The sequence below is a fragment of the Empedobacter sp. UBA5924 genome, assembly GCF_002431085.1.
In the GTDB taxonomy this organism is placed as follows: domain Bacteria; phylum Bacteroidota; class Bacteroidia; order Flavobacteriales; family Weeksellaceae; genus Empedobacter; species Empedobacter falsenii_B.
In genome coordinates this window covers 177,144-194,887 of the sequence record NZ_DJDM01000038.1, presented here as the reverse complement: position 1 = coordinate 194,887, position 17,744 = coordinate 177,144, and the positions used below count along the sequence as shown (strand labels likewise).

Below are 17,744 nucleotides of genomic sequence, written 5' to 3'. Positions count from 1 at the left end.
TTTTTAGGGAAGATTACACATTTAATTTTATATTTGGTAGATTATTAGAATCAGAATAATAAGAAATATATCCTAATCCATTATTTTTCATTTCAATAGCATTTATTCCATTTGATAAAGGGTAGGAGATATCAGTTACATTTGCTTCGTTAGCAGAATCTCTAACACGTAAATATACACTTTCACCAGAAGGAATACCACTTACAAACATAACGCTAGTTGTTTTTTCCGAAAAAACTATTCCTGTTGGATTTTCGTAAGCATTGTAATTTCCAATTTTGTATTCTTTATTGATAGAAGCTATTGTTTTATATGCTTTATGTTCGTTAACACGATCTATTTTTTTGTATTTATTATCTAATAAACATTGTGCTAAAGATTTAACAAAAGGAGATGTAGTAATTCCATCAATTGTTTGTTGATTTACGCCTGAATTTAATTCTGAGAATAAATCATCTTTAAAAATTGTTGAATACTTTTTCTGATCAAACTTGTTTGAATTTTTTTGATAAAATTCCATCTTGGCAACACTTGCAAAATTTCCTTTGCCATCTAAAATTTCTAATTTGATAGAAGAAGGTTTTATTTGTGATGGAAAAGATATATTTCTTACATCATTTGTTTGCGTAAAATCTTGTGTAGAAATTTCAATATAAGTAGGGTCAGCTATAGTATTGTAACTAACTTTTACTTTTCCTAATAAACCATTTACTCCACCATCATTTCTTGGATAATAGATCATATAATCTAATGGTGTGTTTCCATCAAAAGCATAAATTAATGAAATAGGGAAAATTTTTTCAGTAGAATTGTAGTTAGAATGATAAAGCGTATTGTAATCTCCATCAAATGATTGCTCTATGTTTTCCCCTGTTTGAAAACTTGATGCTGACGAACCTGTAACTAATGGAGAAACTTTCATATCCTTATAGTTTGAGAACTCATTTGTTTGTATTACACACTCCGAAGCTATTGGAGTAATTTGATCAGACGAGTAAAACTCAACTTCCGCAGCACTCGAGAAATTTCCTAGAGCAGCATTCACTTTTATTCTAATGACTGCTGGATTGATAATTTCTTTATCAAAATCAAATTTTTTAGATGTAGAATCTCCAGCCCATGTTATAGCACTCGTAGTCGCTGTTTTGAAATTTGTTGGATCACCTTTAGTTGAATATAAAATTTCAACATTTGTCCAAATTCCATTAGTACCTGTTTGCCTTGGAAAATAGGCAAGGGATTTTATAGATTTAACTTGACTGTTGAAACTAAAATCTAATTGATCTGGGATTCCATTTTGATTCCATTTAGAATGGTACATTGTCGTTAATATACCATCTGCGCTAAAAGTAGCTTCATTACCACTTTGTGCCTCTTGTTTAGAAGTAACACTAGAAACGGGCATTTTGTATTCCTGCGCAAAAGAATCTATACCAAGTAAAATCATACTTAGTAGGAAGTAATTTTTTTTCATAAATAATTTGTGTTAATTGATATTCTGTTGTTTAGACAAGTTAATTAATACATTTTATTTATAATCAGCTAGGAACCAATTTGAAAAAAAAATAAGGAAATGTTAAGAAATAAAGAATCCCTTTCTTTAATAATACAATTAAGAAAGAGATTCTAACTATTAAAGACATAATAAATGAAAAGATTTTTACTGCTTTTTGATAATTGTATTATTATTTCCCTCAATTATTTGAGGTAATTTACCATTTTTAGATAATGCTTTACGATAATATAATGTATTTCCTTCGCCAGCTAATTCAGCAGAAGTTAATCCATTAACAGATATTGTATTATTTGTTCCCATGATTTCAACTTTGGTACAATCTCCTTTCAAATTGATCACATGTCCACTTCCGCCAACTTCTACTTTTTGTCCCTTACAATCTAACGTTAGTTTTTTATTATTTCCATCAATTTCTATCTGCGCAAAAGAAAGGTGACTAATAAATAACATCGTAACAGCACATAATAATTTATTCATTTTCATTGTGATTTCTTTTTTGGTTACTTTTTAGAAATCAAGAATCGTGCACTTTCAATTAATAAAATCTAACTTTACAAAAATTTAACAAAATGACTTTAGTTGAGCTAAAACAATTGTTTTTAGATAAATTGCAATTACTATATGATAAAGAAGAAGCTTCTCATATTTTCATGATTTATGTAGAAGATAAGTTGAATCTTGATTTATCTAGCCGAGATGAAATTGAATTAACGACTGAAATTTTATCAGATTTAGAACAATTAAAAAAAGGTCAACCTATACAACATATTACTGGAAAAGCTTTTTTCTATAACGATTTCTTTTTTGTGAATGAACATACATTAATTCCTCGTCCAGAAACGGAAGAATTGGTTGAATTAATTAGAAATGATTATGCTCAAAATCAAGATATTTCTATGATTGATTTAGGAACAGGAACAGGATGTATTCCTATTTCGTTGGCAAAATTATTTCCAAATGCAAATGTTTCAGCATTAGATATTTCTGAAAATGCATTGAAAATAGCACAATCAAATGCTGAAAATTTAAAAGTTAATATAAATTTTTATCACAATAATTTACTGGAAGACATTCAATTAAACCATAAATTTGATGTAATTATTTCAAATCCACCTTATATCCGAAATCTTGAAAAAAAAGAAATGCATCAAAATGTTTTGAATTTTGAACCTCATTTGGCGCTTTTTGTTGAAAATGATGATGCTTTAATTTTTTATGAACGAGTAATAGATTTTGCTAAAAATCATTTGAAAGAGAATGGTAAAATTTATTGTGAAATCAATCAATATTTAGGAAAAGAGACAAAACAATTATTTCAAAAATTTTATCAAAATGTAATCATTCATAAAGATATTTCTGGAAATGATCGTATGCTAAGTGCTTCTAATCAATAATTATCTATAAGAATCTTGTTTTATTTTCTGAAAAGATTTAATTTTAATTCAATAATCGTTCGCAATTTGGTATTAAAATTGTTAGAACTGATTCTATTATTAAAACAATAAAAAAAAACAACTATGAAAAAATTATTTGTATTAGTGGCAGTTGCTTCATTATCATTTGCTACTTCTTGTAAACAAGAAACTTCAAAAACAACTGAAACTAATGTAACTGTAGATTCATTAGCGAATGATTCTACGACTGTTATCAAAGAAACGACAACTACAACAACTACATTATCAGAAACTGATGCAAAAGCGAAAGTAGACGAAGCAAAAAAAGCTTTAGATGAAGCAAAAGCGAAAGGTGATAAAGCTGCAACAGAAGCTGCACAAAAAGCTTATGACGATGCTAATAAAGCGTGGATTGATGCAAAAGCTGCTGTAAATAATGCTGCGCAAGATGTAAAAGATGGAGTGAATAATACTGTAGATAAAGTAGATGCAAAAGCTAATCAAGCAAAAGAAGATATTAAAACTGTTGCAAAAGATGCAAAAGCTGATATCAATGCAGCTGCAAAAGATGTGAAAGCAGAAGCGAAAGAAGCTGGAGAAAAAGCAAAAGAAGGATATAACAATACGTTAGATAAATTAAAAGCGAAATAATTTCAAAATAATTATTGCTAACTTAGCCTTGAGAAATCTCAAGGCTATTTTTTTATGTTAAATTTTAGAGAAGCAACAAAGACAGATGCGTTATCAATTGCAAGATTGATGATGTTAGCGATGGATAAAATCGTTTATGATTTTATCGGAAAAACAGATTATGAAGAAGGAGTTTTATTCTTGAAAAAATTAATTGAACAAGAAGAAAATCAATATAGTTATCAAAATACAGTTGTTGTAGAATATGATAATCAATTTGCTGGAACAACAACTTTTTATGACGGAGGAAAATTAGAAGAACTTCGAAAACCTGTTTTAGAATTATTGAAAAATGATTATAACCAAATTATTCATCCGCAAGATGAAACACAAGCAGGTGATATATATTGACACAATTGCAGTTTCTGAAGATTTTAGAGGGAAAGGAATAGGTTCTAAAATATTGGATTATTTGATTGATGAAATAGGAAATAAGCAAGGCAAAACATTAGGTTTATTGGTCGATTTTACAAACCCAAATGCAAAGAAATTGTACGAAAGAAAAGGTTTTGAAGTGGTTGGGGAAAAAATGTTGATGAGCGAAAATCATGAATATATGCAGTATAAACCAAAACAATAGATAATAAAAAAAGAGCTTTTCTTAAAGCTCTTTTTTTATTTCATTACTCCTAATTGTGTTAAGATTTTTTCTTCGTACGGATCGATTGTAAATTGTTCAAATTTCACAAAATCTTTTCCATTTTTTAAGTAACCTAATTGATAATTTTGACGAATAACAGCTTGATTCTCGAAACTTTCTAAAATTGGTAATTCAGAAATTGGACCTAAAATTTGTTCGTTTTTGGTTGAAATTAAACCAAAATGCATCAAATAATTCTCTTTTGATAAGAAATATGGAAAATAAGCTAATATATCTGGACGCTCAATTTTTAGTGAAGTAGCTTCTCCAAAAGTGGCAAAATTTTGATCGACTGGCGTTAAATATTCGTATTGATAATCTATAATCAACTGATTATTTTTATCAATCATTCCCCATTTTCCATCTTTTTCAACTCCAGCTAAACCAGCTCTAAAATCTGTACAACCATCATATTCGAACGGGATCACAACTTGATTTAATAAATCAATAAAACCCCATTTTCCATCTTTTTTTACAGCACAAATATTTTCAATAAAATCACTTGTTAAATCATATTCGAACGGAATCAAAATCTGGTTAGATTTTGTGATAATTCCCCACTTATTCTCCTTTTGCGCGCTATAGGCATTAACAGTTGTGAGCACAAGTTTTTGATATTGAAACGGAATAATTACATTTCCTTCTTTATCTATTAAACCAAATTGATTATCAATAGATATTGGTGCCAAATTGTTGCGATCGAAAACAGTTAAATCTTCAAATGTTGTTGTTTCTTTGTGAACAAAATTGTCAAACTGGTCTGTATCTTTTGGTGATATTTTAGTCATAATTCTATAATTCGACGTAAAATTAATTAATCAAAAATTAATAGTTTGTATATAAATATTAAAAAATCCAATTTTAAACACTTTTTGTAAATTAAATTCTTCCTTTTGTAGGAAAGCTTAAAATATAACCTATGAATATTTTTACTAAATTATTTTTTACTGCAACTATTATAATGAGTAGTTTTGTTACAGCTCAACAAGATGGTATAAACATTATTAATTTACCGACTACGATAAATAAAGACTATTCTTTTGAAGGAGTATGGAAAATTTCGAATGATGGAAATACATCTAACTATAAAATATCTGGAGGAAAATTGACAAATTATTTAAACAAAACAAGTCAGACTTTATTTCTTGATTTATATTTTGCTCCATCAAAAACATCTGTAGATTTATATAATTTACCGAATAAAATCAATACAAACGCACAATTAGGGCAGTTAGAAGGAAATGGAACAAGCTTCAATAACGTTACTATTACTTTTAAAGCTTCAGATCTTGAAACATTAGCACAAGGAGATTATACACCAGTTTTGTTATTGAAAGAAAAAGAATCAGGTTCTATTTTGAATTATAAAGTTTTGAGTAGTAAAATTTCTTTAGAATCTAATAATATTTTAATTGATAAAGTTGTAAAGATTGTAGAATTACCTCAGGTTACAGATGCTAATACTTTAGCTTCTACAAAGAATATAGACGCTACTTTATCTGATATATATACACCTGTAGAAAGTTCTTTGAACATAGCGAATGTAAATAAAAAACTAAAATTAGTTGGAGGTTGGAAATTAGAAATTGATTTCAATTCGTTGATGGTTACAATTGGTGGAGTTGATAATTCTATACAGAATTTAGATTATAAACCTACAAATGACTTAAAATTAATGGTATATTTTTCAAATCAAAATATAACAGGAATTAAAGAAATAGATGGATTTGAACTTCTAAATCTAGATGTTTCACCAATTTCTGCTTTTACTAAAATTGAAAAGCTAAATTTTACTACAAATATCACAAAATTGGTTCCCGCAGGTGAATATTATCCTATTTTAGTATTAACTGAAAAAAATGAGGAAGGAAAATATGTGATGAAATCAACGTTAAGTTTAGGTGAGAAATATATTTGGCAGTAAAATCTAAATAATATAAAAATAAAAAAGCAACGATTATTTCGTTGCTTTTTTTGTTAAATACTGTTCAAATTTCAATCCTTTTATGTTATAAGGATCAAATCCTTTGTATAAATCTTCTAATAATTGCATTACTTGAAAATAAGTAAATAATACTGAATATGAAGCTTGTTCTTGGTAAACAGGGATTTCTACTAAAAATAAAAATCGATCATATTTCGAAATCTGAACAGTATTCCCATCTTGATTCATCAAACCAATATAACTTCCGTCATAATCAGGTAGGTTATGAAAAATCTCAATAGCTTGTGATAAACTACCTTCTAAAGGTAATTCAGTTTCGACCTGTAAGTCGTCAGCGTAATTTTCAAAGAATATTTTCACAGTGCAAAAGTAAGAAATTTTAATCTATTTTAAGGAATTCCTTTTTTTTCGGGTTATAATTATTAAATTAGCATTCAAATTATGGAAAAAATGAGTTACGACATTATAGTTATTGGAAGTGGTCCTGGAGGATACGTTGCAGCAATTAGAGCAGCACAATTAGGTAAAAAAGTAGCAATCGTAGAAAAAGCTGAATTAGGTGGAATCTGCCTTAACTGGGGATGTATTCCTACAAAAGCTTTATTAAAATCTGCTCAAGTATTCAAATACTTAAATCATGCAGAAGATTTTGGAATTAACTTACCTTCAGATATTTCATTCGAATTTGGAAATGTTGTTTCTCGTAGTAGAGGAGTGGCGGATCGTATGAGTAAAGGTGTTCAATTCTTAATGAAGAAGAACAAAATTGAAGTAATTCAAGGTGAAGCAAAAGTTTTACCAGGAAAAAAAGTAAAAGTTACTGCAGCAGATGGTTCTGTTAGTGAATTATCTTCAGAAAATATAATTATTGCAACTGGTGCACGCTCTCGTGAATTACCTGCATTACCACAAGATGGTAAAAAAGTAATTGGTTACCGTGGTGCATTAGCAATGGAAAAGCAACCAAAATCAATGATTGTTGTAGGTTCTGGAGCGATTGGAGTTGAGTTTGCTCACTTCTACAATACATTAGGAACAAAAGTGACAATTGTAGAGTTTTTACCACGCATTGTAAATGTTGAAGATGAAGATATTTCGAAACAATTACAATTATCTCTTAAAAAATCTGGAATCAATATCTTAACAAATGCAGAAGTTACAGGAGTTGATACAACTGGAGATTTAGTAAAAGCAACAATTAAAACTGCAAAAGGAGAAGAAATTCTTGAAGCAGAAGTTGTTTTATCAGCAGCAGGAGTTGTTCCAAATACAGAAAATATTGGTCTTGAAGAAGTTGGTATTGCAACTGAAAGAGGTAAAATAGTTATCAATGATTTTTGTGAAACATCTGTAAAAGGATATTATGCAATTGGTGATGTTGTAAAAGGAGCAGATTTAGCTCACTTAGCATCTGCACAAGGTATTTTATGTGTTGAGCATATTGCTGGTGAAAAAGTAGAACCAATCGACTACGGAAACATCCCAGGTTGTACTTATTGTTCTCCAGAAATTGCATCTGTAGGATTAACAGAAGCAAAAGCTAAAGAAGCTGGATACGAAGTAAAAGTAGGAAAATTCCCATTCTCTGCAAACGGTAAAGCTGTTGCAAACGGAGCTGCTGATGGTTTTGTAAAAGTAGTTTTTGATGCGAAATATGGTGAATGGTTAGGATGTCACATGATTGGTGATGGAGTTACTGAAATGATTGCAGAAGCAGTTGTAGCCCGTAAATTAGAAACTACTGCACATGAAATTATGAAATCTGTTCACGCGCACCCTACAATGGCAGAAGCTATTATGGAAGCGGTAGAAGATGCATATGGACATGCAATTCATATCTAAGAAATAAATTTAAAATTTATAGTTGAAGCAGCCTTTTGGCTGCTTTTTTATTTTACCAAATCGTTAATTTTTTGCGTTATGTATATTGAATTTGTTTTTTAACTATCTTTATAATAATAATTTAAAAACAGATATAATATGAAAAAATTTTATTCTTTAGTAGTAATTACTGCATTATCTTCTTTATCATTTGGACAAGTTGTGATTAGTCAAGTTTATGGTGGAGGAGGAAATTCGGGCGCAAAATATACGCATGATTTTATTGAGTTGTTTAATAGAGGCTCTTAAGCTGTTACATTAAAAGGTCATTCACTTCAATATGCTTCTGCTACAGGTAATGTTAGTGCAGCTAATACACAAGTATTAGCAGATATTACAATTCAGCCAGGTAAATATTATTTAATTCAACAAGCTAAAGGTAATAGTGGAACAGATGCATTGCCAACTCCAGACCAAATTCCTGCTACAGCTCTTGCATTAGGAGCCATGAACGGTAAAGTAGCACTTGTATCTAATGTTGATCCAATAACTGATGTAACAGATAAAGATATCGTTGATTTTGTAGGTTTTGGAACGTCTAATGAATATGAAGGATCTGGTCCTACTGCGGCTTTATCTAATACTGATTCTGCTCAAAGAAAGTTAAAAGGATGTCAAGATACAAATGATAATAAGAATGATTTTGACGTAGCTGCTGCTGCTCCTAGAAATGGACAAACGGCTGCAAATGTTTGTACAAATTTGAGTACAGATAATTTAACATTAACTAAAGCAGTTTCTAATACATTATGGACAAATACAGCTTCTTTCAATGTAAAAGATAAAACAATTGTAGAAGTTTACAATATTAACGGACAATTGGTAAAATCTTTCGAAGTTAAAGGTGTTCAAAATGTAGATGTTTCTTCATTAGTTAAAGGGACGTATGTAGTTAAAACTACTTCTAACGGAAAATCTTCTACTCAAAAAGTAGTAAAAAAATAAGAAAGAATATATTGTTAATCTAACAAAAAAGCGATTCAGTTTACTGAATCGCTTTTATTTATTCTTCTAATTTCTGAATCTTAAAACCTGCATCTGTCACAGCTTCTACAACTTCTTCTTCATCTTCGGTTGTTGTCACAGTCAGTACTTTTCGTTCATCAGAAGTATCAACTTTCCAATTGTCTTTACCTACAGCTTCGTCCAAAAAAGGTTTTACAGATTTGATACAGCTGTCACAATTTATATTTGTTTTGAATTTCAATTCGCTCATAACTTTACAATTTAGACTCAAATTTATAAAGATTTCATAAGATTAAAAAAACGTTTAAGTAATATTTGATTTCGAAATTTAAATAAAAATCAATGAAGCGTAATCTTGATGTTGTTGTTATTTCGGATGTGCATTTAGGAACTTTTGGTTGCAAAGCACAAGAGCTGTTAGCTTATCTACAGTCAATCAATCCAAAAAAAATTATTCTCAATGGTGATATTGTGGATATTTGGAATTTTAAGAAAAGTTATTTCCCAGAAACGCATCTTCAAATTATTAGTTATTTGTTAAATCTTTCAGAACAAGGAATTCCAATCGTTTATATAACAGGAAATCATGACGAATTGTTACGTAAATTTACCACAATGCGTTTTGGAAATATTCTTTTAACGGATAAATATATGTTGAAACAAAATGATAAAGTCGCTTGGATTTTTCATGGAGATGTGTTTGATGCATCGATTCAACATTCGAAATGGATTGCGAAATTAGGTGGTTGGGGTTATGATAAATTAATTCAGTTGAATTATTTTATCAATAAATGTTTAGAGTTTTTTGGAAGAGAACGTTATTCGTTATCTCAAAAGATTAAAAATTCAGTGAAAAAAGCGGTGAAGCATATCAATGATTTTGAACAAACTGCTGCCGAATTAGCGATCGAAAATGAATATGATTATGTAGTTTGTGGACATATTCATCAACCACAATTGCGAAAAGTAAAAACGGATAAAGGAATTTGTGTTTATATGAATTCGGGGGATTGGATTGAGAATTTATCTGCTTTAGAATGTGTAGACGGAAATTGGTCAGTGTTTTATTTTGAAGAACATAAACATACTTTGATGCAAAATTTAGAAGAAATCGAGTTCAATTATTCGTTAGATGAACTGATTGTTTCAATTCTCAATAAAAAATAAATGAAAATTTTATACGCTTTGCAAGGAACAGGAAATGGACATTTGGCTCGTGCGCAAAAAATGTTACCAATCCTTGAAGAATATGGAGATTTGAATGTTTTTGTGAGTGGTTCTAATTCACAATTACAACTCGAAAATTATCAATTTAAACATCACAATGGCTTGTCGTTGTTTTATAATCAGCTTGGGAAAGTTTCGTATAAACGAATTTTTAAGGAGAATAGTTTTAAATCTTTTTGGAATGAAGTGAATCATTTTCCAATTGAAAAATATGATTTAATTATTAATGATTTTGAGCCAATTACGGCACATGCAGCTCGAAAGAAAAAGATAAATATTGTTGGTTTGAGTCATCAAGCTTCATTTTTATTTGATGAAACACCAACAGTGAAAAATAAAACGGGCGAAACGATTTTAAAATATTACGCACCAACTTCTAAGTATTACGGTTTTCATTTCGAAGAATATAATGATGCTATTTTTTTACCAATCATTCGAGATAAAATTAGAGCATTGCGTCCAAAACGAAAAGATTACTATTTGGTGTATTTACCAAGTTTTCATCCAACAGAAATTATGGAGAAATTATCACTGATTAAAGATTCAAAATGGAAAGTTTTTTCACCTTTTGTGAAAGATGTTACGCGTCAATTTAATGTTCAAATTTATCCAATTGATGAACGTCTTTTTACTAGAACTTTAGAAAATTGTAAAGGAGTTTTGTGCGGTGCTGGTTTCGAATTGCCTGCCGAAAGTATTTATCTTAAAAAGAAGCTTTTTGTGATTCCGATTAAAGGTCAATACGAACAATTATGTAATTGCGAAGCTTTAAAAATGATTGGCGTTGATTATTCATATGATTTGAATGTAGCACAATTGCAACGTTGGGTGGATTCGAATAAAATTATTGAGAAAGATTTCCCAGATCAAACCGAAGAAATCATTCAGAAAGTAATTTTAGAAGCATCCCATTAATTATTTTTCCAGAAAGCAGGCGTAAATAAAATTAAGATTGTATAAAGCTCTAATCGTCCCAAAACCATTAAAAAACAACATAATAATTTTGCACTATCCGTTAAAGAATTCATTGAAGTACCCGGACCAAATTCGCCAATTCCCGGACCTACGTTTCCTAAAGTGGAAGCAGTTAATGTTAAAGAGGCCAAAATATCTTGGAAACTCATTGTTATACCATAATTCAAAAGCGCAAACAAAATAGAACTCACAATCCATGTAAACATAAACATGACAAAGAATGCCATGACGTGGAAAACAATAGATTGGTTAAGCGAACGATTGTTATAACGAACAGGAATAATTGCGTTTGGATGTAAAATACGCTTAAATTCGATCCAACTATTTTTTAATAAAATGACGTGTCTAATAACTGTAATTCCTCCAGATGTAGAACCTGCCGAACCTCCGATGAAGAACAAAGAGAAGAAAATAAGTGTGGTTACGGTTAACCAACTTGTGTAATCTTCCATTGCCAAAGCTGTTGTAGATGCGATAGATACAACGTGGAATAATGAACTTCTGAATGAATGTTCGAAATTAAACCACGAATAGGTTTCGACGGAATAACTAGGGTAAATATTGAAAAATAATACAACAAAAACGATAAATGTAACGACAGCAAGTAAACCAACCCACCAACGGAATTCTTCATTTTTCCATACTTTTTTGAATTGTCCTTTAATCAATAAATAAATCAATGCGAAGTTTGTTCCGCCCAAAAACATCATCACGATTAATACATATTGAATAAAAATATTGTTATTCCAATACATCAAACCTTCATTCTTAGTAGAAAAACCTGCCGTTGCAATCACACTCATCGAATGATTTGCAGCATCAAATAAATTCATTCCACCAAAATAAAGCAACATCGCAAAAAAAGCAGTTAAGCCTAAATAAACTAACCAAAGGTTTTTTGCTGTTTCTGTAATTCGAGGGTGAATTTTATCCGTATAAATTCCAGGCGCTTCTGCCATAAAAAGCTGTCGACCACCAATTCCAAGAAACGGTAAAATCGCAATCGTCAAAACGATAATCCCCATACCACCAATCCAATTGGTTGTACTTCGCCAAAATAATATACTTTTTGGGAGACTTTCTACATCATCATAAATTGATGTCCCAGTCGCTGTATAACCAGAAACGGTTTCGTAAATAATGTTGACAAAACTAAAATTTTCATTGATGATATGATCGTTTGGTAGAAATATTAACGAGGTAACATAGGGTAAACACCCCGAAAGAATCAAGAAAAGCCATCCGACACAAACCACGATATAACCTTCGCGTTTGTTGATGTGTTTTCTTCTGTCACGCGTAAAATACATCATTGCAGCTCCCGACAATCCCACTAAACTCCCCGAAACTAAAAAAGGGTAGAGTAGATGATCATTAAAATAAATGCTGACACATGTTGCAATAAACATAAAGAGCGCATTTAATAGTAATAAAACACCCGAAAGATTCAGGATTACTTTGATGTTAAGTGATTTCATTATTTAAAATATTTGGTCACTTTTGGAATTAAATTCGCTTGACTAAAAACAACGACGTGATCTTTTGGTTCGATAATGAAATCTTTTGTTGGAATAAATCCATCATTTCTGCGAACAATTCCAGCAATAATAGCACCTTCTTTAAACGGAAAATCGCTTACTTTTTTGAATGCGATTTCAGAATTTTCGTGAATACGGAATTCTAAAACTTCAGCATCTAAATCAGAAATTCCTGTTACATCCATCACAGAACCTTGTCGAATATAACGGAAAATACTATCTGCGGTTAAGAGTTTTTTATTGATAAAAGCGTTAATTCCAACTTCTTGACTAAGATGTATATAGTCGATATTTTCGACCAAAGCAATTGTTTTTTTAACGCCTTTTGATTTTGCCAAAAGACATGACATAATATTCGTTTCCGAACTTCCTGTCACAGCGATAAAAGCATCCGAATCAGAAATACCTTCTTCCAATAACAATTCTCCATCTCGACCATCACCATTGATAATCAAAATGTTATTTAAATCATCAGCTAAATCAAAAGCTTTGTTTCTGTTGATTTCTAATAACTTAACGTTGTGTTTGTTGTCTTTTAAAAGTTTGGCAACTTTGACACCAATACTTCCTCCTCCCAAAACAATTACATTTTTGAAATATTCTTGTTTCTTTCCAAGGATTTTATAAACTTCTAAAATTCCAGCTTTTTTGACAATAAAATAAACGTGATCATCTATTCTAAATTCAGTTTCAGCTTCAGGAATAATGGTTTGATACTCGCCACGTTCGTTGCTACGAATTATTGCAATTGGCATCAAAAGATTGTCTTCGCCACCTTTCGTCGTCAAATACATGTCTTTGTACTGCTTGTCCAAAATTTTACAATCCGCATCCAAAACAGTTCCAACCATAAAAAGTTGACCATTTGCAAACGGATGCATCGCATTGAAAGCAGATTGTTGAACAAGAGAATAAATCTCATCAGCCGCTAATTTCTCAGGGCTAATTAATGCATCAATTCCCATTCCTTGAACCCAAAATTGATTTTCTTTGTAAAGAAATTCAGGATTCGAAATTCGAGCTAATGTGCGTTTTGCCCCTAAATCTTTCGCAATCGAAGCACTTGTAAGGTTTGTGTTTTGAAGATGAGTGACCGATATAAAAATATCTGTATCATCAATTCCAACTTCTCGCAAAGCCTTGAAAGAAGTAATATCACCACGATAAGCCATTACATCTAACGAGTTTTCGATCATCAACAATTTGTCCTTGTCCATGTCCATGATGACGATGTCGTTCATTTCATTAGAAAGTAATTTAGCCAAATGAAAACCAACTTCTCCAGCACCTCCGATTAATATTTTCATGAAAGAAATTTAGGATAAAACTATTTTGACGTTTCTTTTTGTCCCATTAACATTAGAAACGATTTCAAGAATTCGTCTATATCACCGTTCATTACAGCATCTACATTACCTGTTTCAGTTCCTGTTCTGACGTCTTTTACCAATTTGTATGGATGCATCACATAATTACGAATTTGAGAACCCCATTCGATTTTCATCTTATTTGCTTCAATCTCATTACGTGCGGCCATTTTTTTCTCTAACTCAATCTTATACAATTCAGATTTTAACATCTCCATTGCACGCTCACGATTGGCTAATTGAGAACGTTCAACCTGACAAACAACCACAATTCCAGTTGGTTTGTGCGTTAACTGAACTTTTGTTTCAACCTTATTTACATTTTGTCCTCCAGCTCCTCCAGAACGAGACGTTTGTAATTCGATATCGGCAGGATTGATTTCAATCTCGATTGTATCATCCACAATTGGGGAAACATAAACCGAAACGAAACTTGTGTGACGCTTTGCATTACTATCAAAAGGCGAAATACGCACCAAACGATGCACACCATTTTCTCCTTTTAGATAACCAAAAGCAAATTCGCCATCAACTTCTAATGTTACCGTTTTTACACCTGTAACATCACCCGCTTGATAGTTTAATTCTTTTACTTTATATCCATGTTTTTCGGCCCACATCAAATACATACGCAACAACATAGAAGCCCAATCACAAGATTCTGTACCTCCAGCTCCCGCAGTAATTTGAAGAATTGCACCAAGATTATCTCCTTCTTCTGAAAGCATATTCTTGAATTCTATATCTTCTAAAAGCTTAGCAACAACAGTATATTGTTCCATAACTTCTTCGTCACTTACCTCGCCTTCGCGGTTAAATTCTACTAAAACTTCGACATCATTTACTGCATTTGCAATCGTTTGGTATTCATCAATCCATTTCTTTTTACCACGTAAAACTTTCATAAAAGCTTCGGCTTCTTTCGGGTTGTTCCAAAATTCAGGTGAAGCAGCGTGTTCTTCTTCATTTTGAACTTCGATTTCTTTTTGTTCGATTTCCAAATATTCGTGCAAATCTTGTGTACGTTTTTGGATGTCTTTTAGTAATTCGTTGTTAAACATAATTGCAAATGTATAAAAATAGGGGATTTTATGAACACGAGGTTAAGCATTAATCACTTTATCATCTTTTCCGTTCCAAGAAAGAATTTTATAAGTAAAACCGTCTTCCGTTTTAATTTCTTGGTCTTTCAGCATCAAAAAAGTATCGTCCCAATCACCATCATCATAACTAATTACCCAGAATAATTGGTTGAACAACAAACCTTCCAAAATATACAAAAGTTCCTCAACAGAATCTACTTCGTAAGTTGTAAAAGGAAAAGAAGATTTGATCCAAATCTTATCATCATCCGAAGTCTGAATATAAAGATCACCAAAAGTCGATTTGTATTCATTCTCGATATGGAATTCTAATAATTCGGTATCTTTTTTGTGAAGCCCTGTAAAATCTGGAATTGCTTCAATGATTTGATTGTATATTTTGATTGAAAAATCGTTCATCTTTCTAAAATTAGCTTGCAAAAATAAACGATATTATCTAATTCTGACACGATATTTATGTTCAATAAATCGAAAAAAGTTAAATAATTTGTATTCAAAATCATAACCATAGTCAACAGAAGGATCTAAATCTATACTTACTGCATACAAATCTGGATTATATGTCATTGGTTGCATATGTCGTTGATTCCAAATCATCACATATTGGCGATTTTTTTGTTCGTAATATTCTTTTGAATAATATTCTTTGGGTAATGCAGTTGTTTTTAAATAAATATCATATTGAGGATCAAATACAACAATATCATAATCGCCATCTTCATTCGGCTCGAATTTTAATGAATTCTCATCTTTATTCGGCACTGAATTTTGTGTGGATTGATTGGTTGTACAAGCAAAAAATAGGAGAGAAACGCTGAAGAATAAAAATAGCTTTTTCATAATTTTTTAATTTGATTAAATATATTGAAAAATAACGATATTAAGTGTTTATATCTACATTTACACTTATATTCTAATAATTTAGAATTACATGAATAGTAGTTCTGAAATATAAATGTTTATTTCATATTAATTATATATATATCTAAGAGACATTGAAAAATTATCATCATGAAATTTATTAATTTAATATTTTATAAGATATAATTTTGGTATAAATATAAAGTTTAAGTTAAAAATGTAACTTTATAGCAATAGTTCTTAAAGTTATCCCGAGATTGTATCCGATAGCAGATTCTAACTCTGTTATCTAAAATATATATGACAAATCACTTTATAGGAATAGGAAAATATATTCCAACTGAAAAAATATCAAATCATTTTTTTGAAGAACATCAATTTTTTAATGAACAAGGAGAAATTTTAGATCAAAATAATGCTACAATTTCGCATAAATTAAAACAAATAACAGGAATAGAAGAACGTCGATATGCCAGAAAAGATCAAGTAACATCAGACTTAGGCTATATGGCAGCTGCTTCAGCCATCACAAATGCAAATATCGACGCAGAAACTATTGATTATATTATATTCGCTCATAATTTTGGAGATGTAAAACACGATACGATTCAGTCTGATATGGTGCCAAGTCTTGCTGCAAGAGTAAAAAATTTATTGAAAATTCAAAATCCTTATTGTGTTGCTTACGATGTTATTTTTGGTTGTCCAGGTTGGGTAGAAGGTGTTATACAAGCCAATGCATTTATAAAAGCTGGATTAGCAAAAAGATGTTTGGTAATTGGTGCTGAAACTCTTTCGAGAGTAGTAGATGAACACGACCGAGATACAATGATATATGCAGATGGCGCTGGTGCAGCAATATTAGAAGCTTCTACAAACAATAAAGGAATACAAGCCCATTTATCTGCCTCTTATGCAAACGAAGAAAAAGATTATCTGTTTTTTGGAAAATCGTATAATTCAGAAAAATGTCCGAATACCAAATACATCAAAATGTATGGTAGAAAAATCTATGAGTTTGCTTTATCCAAAGTACCTTTAGCAATGAAAAAATGTGTTGATGATAGCTCATATAATATTGACGATATCAGTAAAATAGTGATTCATCAAGCCAACGAAAAAATGGACGAAGCAATCGTAAAACGCTTTTATAGTTTATATGATCAAGATGTGCCAAAAAATATTATGCCAATGAATATTCATAAACTTGGCAATAGTAGTGTGGCAACAATTCCAATTCTTTTGAAAATGATTATGGATAATGATTTAGAAAATCACCAGATAAATGAAGGCGATGTGGTATTATTTGCATCTGTTGGCGCAGGCATGAATATAAACACGTTTATTTACCAATTTTAACGATATCAATCATGATAAGTTCTAATCACAATTAGATTAGAACTTTTTATCATATAGAATTCTCTAGAAATTAATACCATTTAATTCATTAAAACTTATTACCTTTGCAACGTACTTAAGAAGATATTTTGTCTTAATAGTTTACAATTGTATTCTTTATTTTACTTTTTTTAATTCACTAATTGACCTAGTCAATATAATTTTAACTTCTGTTTTCTAAAACGTATACTTGTAAGTTTTACTACATTATAATATAAATGTTGTCGGATAATTAATTCATGT

General features: G+C 30.6%; 21 protein-coding genes. 11 read left to right on the top strand and 10 right to left on the bottom strand.

Translation table 11 applies throughout. The features are described 5' to 3' along the window. Nucleotides 1-13: 13 nt before the first annotated feature. Both B3792_RS11740 and B3792_RS11735 read right to left on the bottom strand, forming a co-directional pair. Nucleotides 14-1,474, bottom strand: coding sequence for a discoidin domain-containing protein (locus B3792_RS11740; protein ID WP_291048603.1), 1,461 nt, complete (start codon nucleotides 1,472-1,474; stop codon nucleotides 14-16). Nucleotides 1,475-1,660: 186 nt separating this feature from the next. Continuing rightward, the gene (locus B3792_RS11735) at nucleotides 1,661-1,993 is read right to left on the bottom strand and encodes a DUF3060 domain-containing protein (RefSeq protein ID WP_160279610.1); all 333 of its coding nucleotides are present in this window, start codon (nucleotides 1,991-1,993) and stop codon (nucleotides 1,661-1,663) included. A gap of 92 nt (nucleotides 1,994-2,085) precedes the next feature. Between B3792_RS11735 and prmC the strand changes: the two genes are divergently transcribed. The 4 genes from prmC to B3792_RS11715 all read left to right on the top strand — a co-directional run bounded on the left by prmC (nucleotide 2,086) and on the right by B3792_RS11715 (nucleotide 4,180). Further along, on the top strand, nucleotides 2,086-2,910 hold the full coding sequence (prmC, locus tag B3792_RS11730; protein ID WP_125350425.1) for a peptide chain release factor N(5)-glutamine methyltransferase: 825 nt from the start codon (nucleotides 2,086-2,088) through the stop codon (nucleotides 2,908-2,910). Nucleotides 2,911-3,033: 123 nt separating this feature from the next. Beyond that, nucleotides 3,034-3,561, top strand: coding sequence for a hypothetical protein (locus tag B3792_RS11725; RefSeq protein ID WP_286494928.1), 528 nt, complete (start codon nucleotides 3,034-3,036; stop codon nucleotides 3,559-3,561). Between the two features lie 54 nt (nucleotides 3,562-3,615). Then, on the top strand, nucleotides 3,616-3,951 hold the full coding sequence (locus B3792_RS11720; protein ID WP_291069643.1) for a hypothetical protein: 336 nt from the start codon (nucleotides 3,616-3,618) through the stop codon (nucleotides 3,949-3,951). Further along, nucleotides 3,923-4,180 (top strand): GNAT family N-acetyltransferase, encoded by a 258-nt coding sequence (locus B3792_RS11715; protein ID WP_291069641.1) that lies wholly within the window; start codon nucleotides 3,923-3,925, stop codon nucleotides 4,178-4,180. Before B3792_RS11720 ends, B3792_RS11715 begins: the two co-directional genes overlap by 29 nt. A gap of 35 nt (nucleotides 4,181-4,215) precedes the next feature. Here B3792_RS11715 and B3792_RS11710 read toward each other — a convergent pair whose 3' ends face one another. Then, on the bottom strand, nucleotides 4,216-5,028 hold the full coding sequence (locus B3792_RS11710; protein ID WP_221857095.1) for a WG repeat-containing protein: 813 nt from the start codon (nucleotides 5,026-5,028) through the stop codon (nucleotides 4,216-4,218). 131 nt (nucleotides 5,029-5,159) lie between these two features. Here B3792_RS11710 and B3792_RS11705 point away from each other — a divergent pair, with 131 nt between their 5' ends. Continuing rightward, nucleotides 5,160-6,164 (top strand): hypothetical protein, encoded by a 1,005-nt coding sequence (locus B3792_RS11705; RefSeq protein ID WP_291069639.1) that lies wholly within the window; start codon nucleotides 5,160-5,162, stop codon nucleotides 6,162-6,164. Between the two features lie 33 nt (nucleotides 6,165-6,197). Here B3792_RS11705 and B3792_RS11700 read toward each other — a convergent pair whose 3' ends face one another. Beyond that, nucleotides 6,198-6,545 carry a hypothetical protein gene (locus B3792_RS11700; protein ID WP_219033995.1) on the bottom strand — a complete coding sequence of 116 codons (348 nt, stop codon included), beginning with the start codon at nucleotides 6,543-6,545 and terminating at the stop codon, nucleotides 6,198-6,200. A gap of 90 nt (nucleotides 6,546-6,635) precedes the next feature. Here B3792_RS11700 and lpdA point away from each other — a divergent pair, with 90 nt between their 5' ends. From lpdA to B3792_RS11685, 3 genes are all read left to right on the top strand, one after another. Next, nucleotides 6,636-8,027 carry a dihydrolipoyl dehydrogenase gene (gene lpdA, locus B3792_RS11695; RefSeq protein WP_286494926.1) on the top strand — a complete coding sequence of 464 codons (1,392 nt, stop codon included), beginning with the start codon at nucleotides 6,636-6,638 and terminating at the stop codon, nucleotides 8,025-8,027. A gap of 138 nt (nucleotides 8,028-8,165) precedes the next feature. After that, nucleotides 8,166-8,315, top strand: a complete 150-nt coding sequence (locus tag B3792_RS11690) for a hypothetical protein (RefSeq protein ID WP_280038151.1) — start codon at nucleotides 8,166-8,168, stop codon at nucleotides 8,313-8,315. A 150-nt stretch (nucleotides 8,316-8,465) separates the two neighbouring features. Then, the gene (locus B3792_RS11685) at nucleotides 8,466-9,011 is read left to right on the top strand and encodes a T9SS type A sorting domain-containing protein (RefSeq protein ID WP_286494925.1); all 546 of its coding nucleotides are present in this window, start codon (nucleotides 8,466-8,468) and stop codon (nucleotides 9,009-9,011) included. A 58-nt stretch (nucleotides 9,012-9,069) separates the two neighbouring features. Here the strand turns inward: B3792_RS11685 and B3792_RS11680 are convergent, their stop codons facing one another. Next, a complete protein-coding gene (locus tag B3792_RS11680; protein ID WP_180906652.1) occupies nucleotides 9,070-9,282 on the bottom strand; it encodes a hypothetical protein in 213 nt (70 codons plus the stop codon). A 92-nt stretch (nucleotides 9,283-9,374) separates the two neighbouring features. Here B3792_RS11680 and B3792_RS11675 point away from each other — a divergent pair, with 92 nt between their 5' ends. Together B3792_RS11675 and B3792_RS11670 are read left to right on the top strand one after the other, a co-directional pair. After that, the gene (locus B3792_RS11675) at nucleotides 9,375-10,199 is read left to right on the top strand and encodes a UDP-2,3-diacylglucosamine diphosphatase (protein WP_038335849.1); all 825 of its coding nucleotides are present in this window, start codon (nucleotides 9,375-9,377) and stop codon (nucleotides 10,197-10,199) included. Then, nucleotides 10,200-11,174: a glycosyltransferase family protein gene (locus tag B3792_RS11670; RefSeq protein WP_286494924.1), complete on the top strand. Its 975-nt coding sequence runs from the start codon at nucleotides 10,200-10,202 to the stop codon at nucleotides 11,172-11,174. It abuts the gene before it with no gap. Here B3792_RS11670 and B3792_RS11665 read toward each other — a convergent pair. From B3792_RS11665 to B3792_RS11645, 5 genes are read right to left on the bottom strand one after another with little or no spacing between them, the layout of a single operon-like run. Then, entirely contained in the window at nucleotides 11,171-12,712 is a 1,542-nt protein-coding gene (locus tag B3792_RS11665; RefSeq protein ID WP_180906655.1) for a TrkH family potassium uptake protein, read from the bottom strand. The genes B3792_RS11670 and B3792_RS11665 overlap by 4 nt on opposite strands. Then, on the bottom strand, nucleotides 12,712-14,079 hold the full coding sequence (gene trkA, locus B3792_RS11660; RefSeq protein WP_180906656.1) for a Trk system potassium transporter TrkA: 1,368 nt from the start codon (nucleotides 14,077-14,079) through the stop codon (nucleotides 12,712-12,714). Before trkA ends, B3792_RS11665 begins: the two co-directional genes overlap by 1 nt. 20 nt (nucleotides 14,080-14,099) lie before the next feature. Beyond that, a complete protein-coding gene (prfB, locus tag B3792_RS11655; RefSeq protein WP_286494922.1) occupies nucleotides 14,100-15,200 on the bottom strand; it encodes a peptide chain release factor 2 in 1,101 nt (366 codons plus the stop codon). Nucleotides 15,201-15,242: 42 nt separating this feature from the next. Next, on the bottom strand, nucleotides 15,243-15,641 hold the full coding sequence (locus B3792_RS11650) for a hypothetical protein (RefSeq protein ID WP_038335837.1): 399 nt from the start codon (nucleotides 15,639-15,641) through the stop codon (nucleotides 15,243-15,245). Nucleotides 15,642-15,674: 33 nt separating this feature from the next. Beyond that, nucleotides 15,675-16,082, bottom strand: a complete 408-nt coding sequence (locus B3792_RS11645; protein ID WP_038335835.1) for a DUF6146 family protein — start codon at nucleotides 16,080-16,082, stop codon at nucleotides 15,675-15,677. A gap of 321 nt (nucleotides 16,083-16,403) precedes the next feature. On the opposite strand from B3792_RS11645, the gene B3792_RS11640 reads away from it, so the two are divergent. Beyond that, nucleotides 16,404-17,462, top strand: coding sequence for a 3-oxoacyl-ACP synthase III family protein (locus B3792_RS11640; protein ID WP_286494921.1), 1,059 nt, complete (start codon nucleotides 16,404-16,406; stop codon nucleotides 17,460-17,462). The last annotated feature ends 282 nt before the right edge of the window (nucleotides 17,463-17,744 follow it).

Coding starts and splice junctions, on each gene's coding strand:
- prfB (WP_286494922.1), bottom strand. CDS start 15,200: ATGTTTAACAACGAATTACTAAAAGACATCCAAAAACGTACACAAGAT.
- B3792_RS11650 (WP_038335837.1), bottom strand. CDS start 15,641: ATGAACGATTTTTCAATCAAAATATACAATCAAATCATTGAAGCAATT.
- lpdA (WP_286494926.1), top strand. CDS start 6,636: ATGAGTTACGACATTATAGTTATTGGAAGTGGTCCTGGAGGATACGTT.
- prmC (WP_125350425.1), top strand. CDS start 2,086: ATGACTTTAGTTGAGCTAAAACAATTGTTTTTAGATAAATTGCAATTA.
- B3792_RS11705 (WP_291069639.1), top strand. CDS start 5,160: ATGAATATTTTTACTAAATTATTTTTTACTGCAACTATTATAATGAGT.
- trkA (WP_180906656.1), bottom strand. CDS start 14,079: ATGAAAATATTAATCGGAGGTGCTGGAGAAGTTGGTTTTCATTTGGCT.
- B3792_RS11645 (WP_038335835.1), bottom strand. CDS start 16,082: ATGAAAAAGCTATTTTTATTCTTCAGCGTTTCTCTCCTATTTTTTGCT.
- B3792_RS11725 (WP_286494928.1), top strand. CDS start 3,034: ATGAAAAAATTATTTGTATTAGTGGCAGTTGCTTCATTATCATTTGCT.
- B3792_RS11720 (WP_291069643.1), top strand. CDS start 3,616: ATGTTAAATTTTAGAGAAGCAACAAAGACAGATGCGTTATCAATTGCA.
- B3792_RS11710 (WP_221857095.1), bottom strand. CDS start 5,028: ATGACTAAAATATCACCAAAAGATACAGACCAGTTTGACAATTTTGTT.
- B3792_RS11665 (WP_180906655.1), bottom strand. CDS start 12,712: ATGAAATCACTTAACATCAAAGTAATCCTGAATCTTTCGGGTGTTTTA.
- B3792_RS11715 (WP_291069641.1), top strand. CDS start 3,923: ATGAAACACAAGCAGGTGATATATATTGACACAATTGCAGTTTCTGAA.
- B3792_RS11735 (WP_160279610.1), bottom strand. CDS start 1,993: ATGAATAAATTATTATGTGCTGTTACGATGTTATTTATTAGTCACCTT.
- B3792_RS11675 (WP_038335849.1), top strand. CDS start 9,375: ATGAAGCGTAATCTTGATGTTGTTGTTATTTCGGATGTGCATTTAGGA.
- B3792_RS11640 (WP_286494921.1), top strand. CDS start 16,404: ATGACAAATCACTTTATAGGAATAGGAAAATATATTCCAACTGAAAAA.
- B3792_RS11680 (WP_180906652.1), bottom strand. CDS start 9,282: ATGAGCGAATTGAAATTCAAAACAAATATAAATTGTGACAGCTGTATC.
- B3792_RS11670 (WP_286494924.1), top strand. CDS start 10,200: ATGAAAATTTTATACGCTTTGCAAGGAACAGGAAATGGACATTTGGCT.
- B3792_RS11740 (WP_291048603.1), bottom strand. CDS start 1,474: ATGAAAAAAAATTACTTCCTACTAAGTATGATTTTACTTGGTATAGAT.
- B3792_RS11690 (WP_280038151.1), top strand. CDS start 8,166: ATGAAAAAATTTTATTCTTTAGTAGTAATTACTGCATTATCTTCTTTA.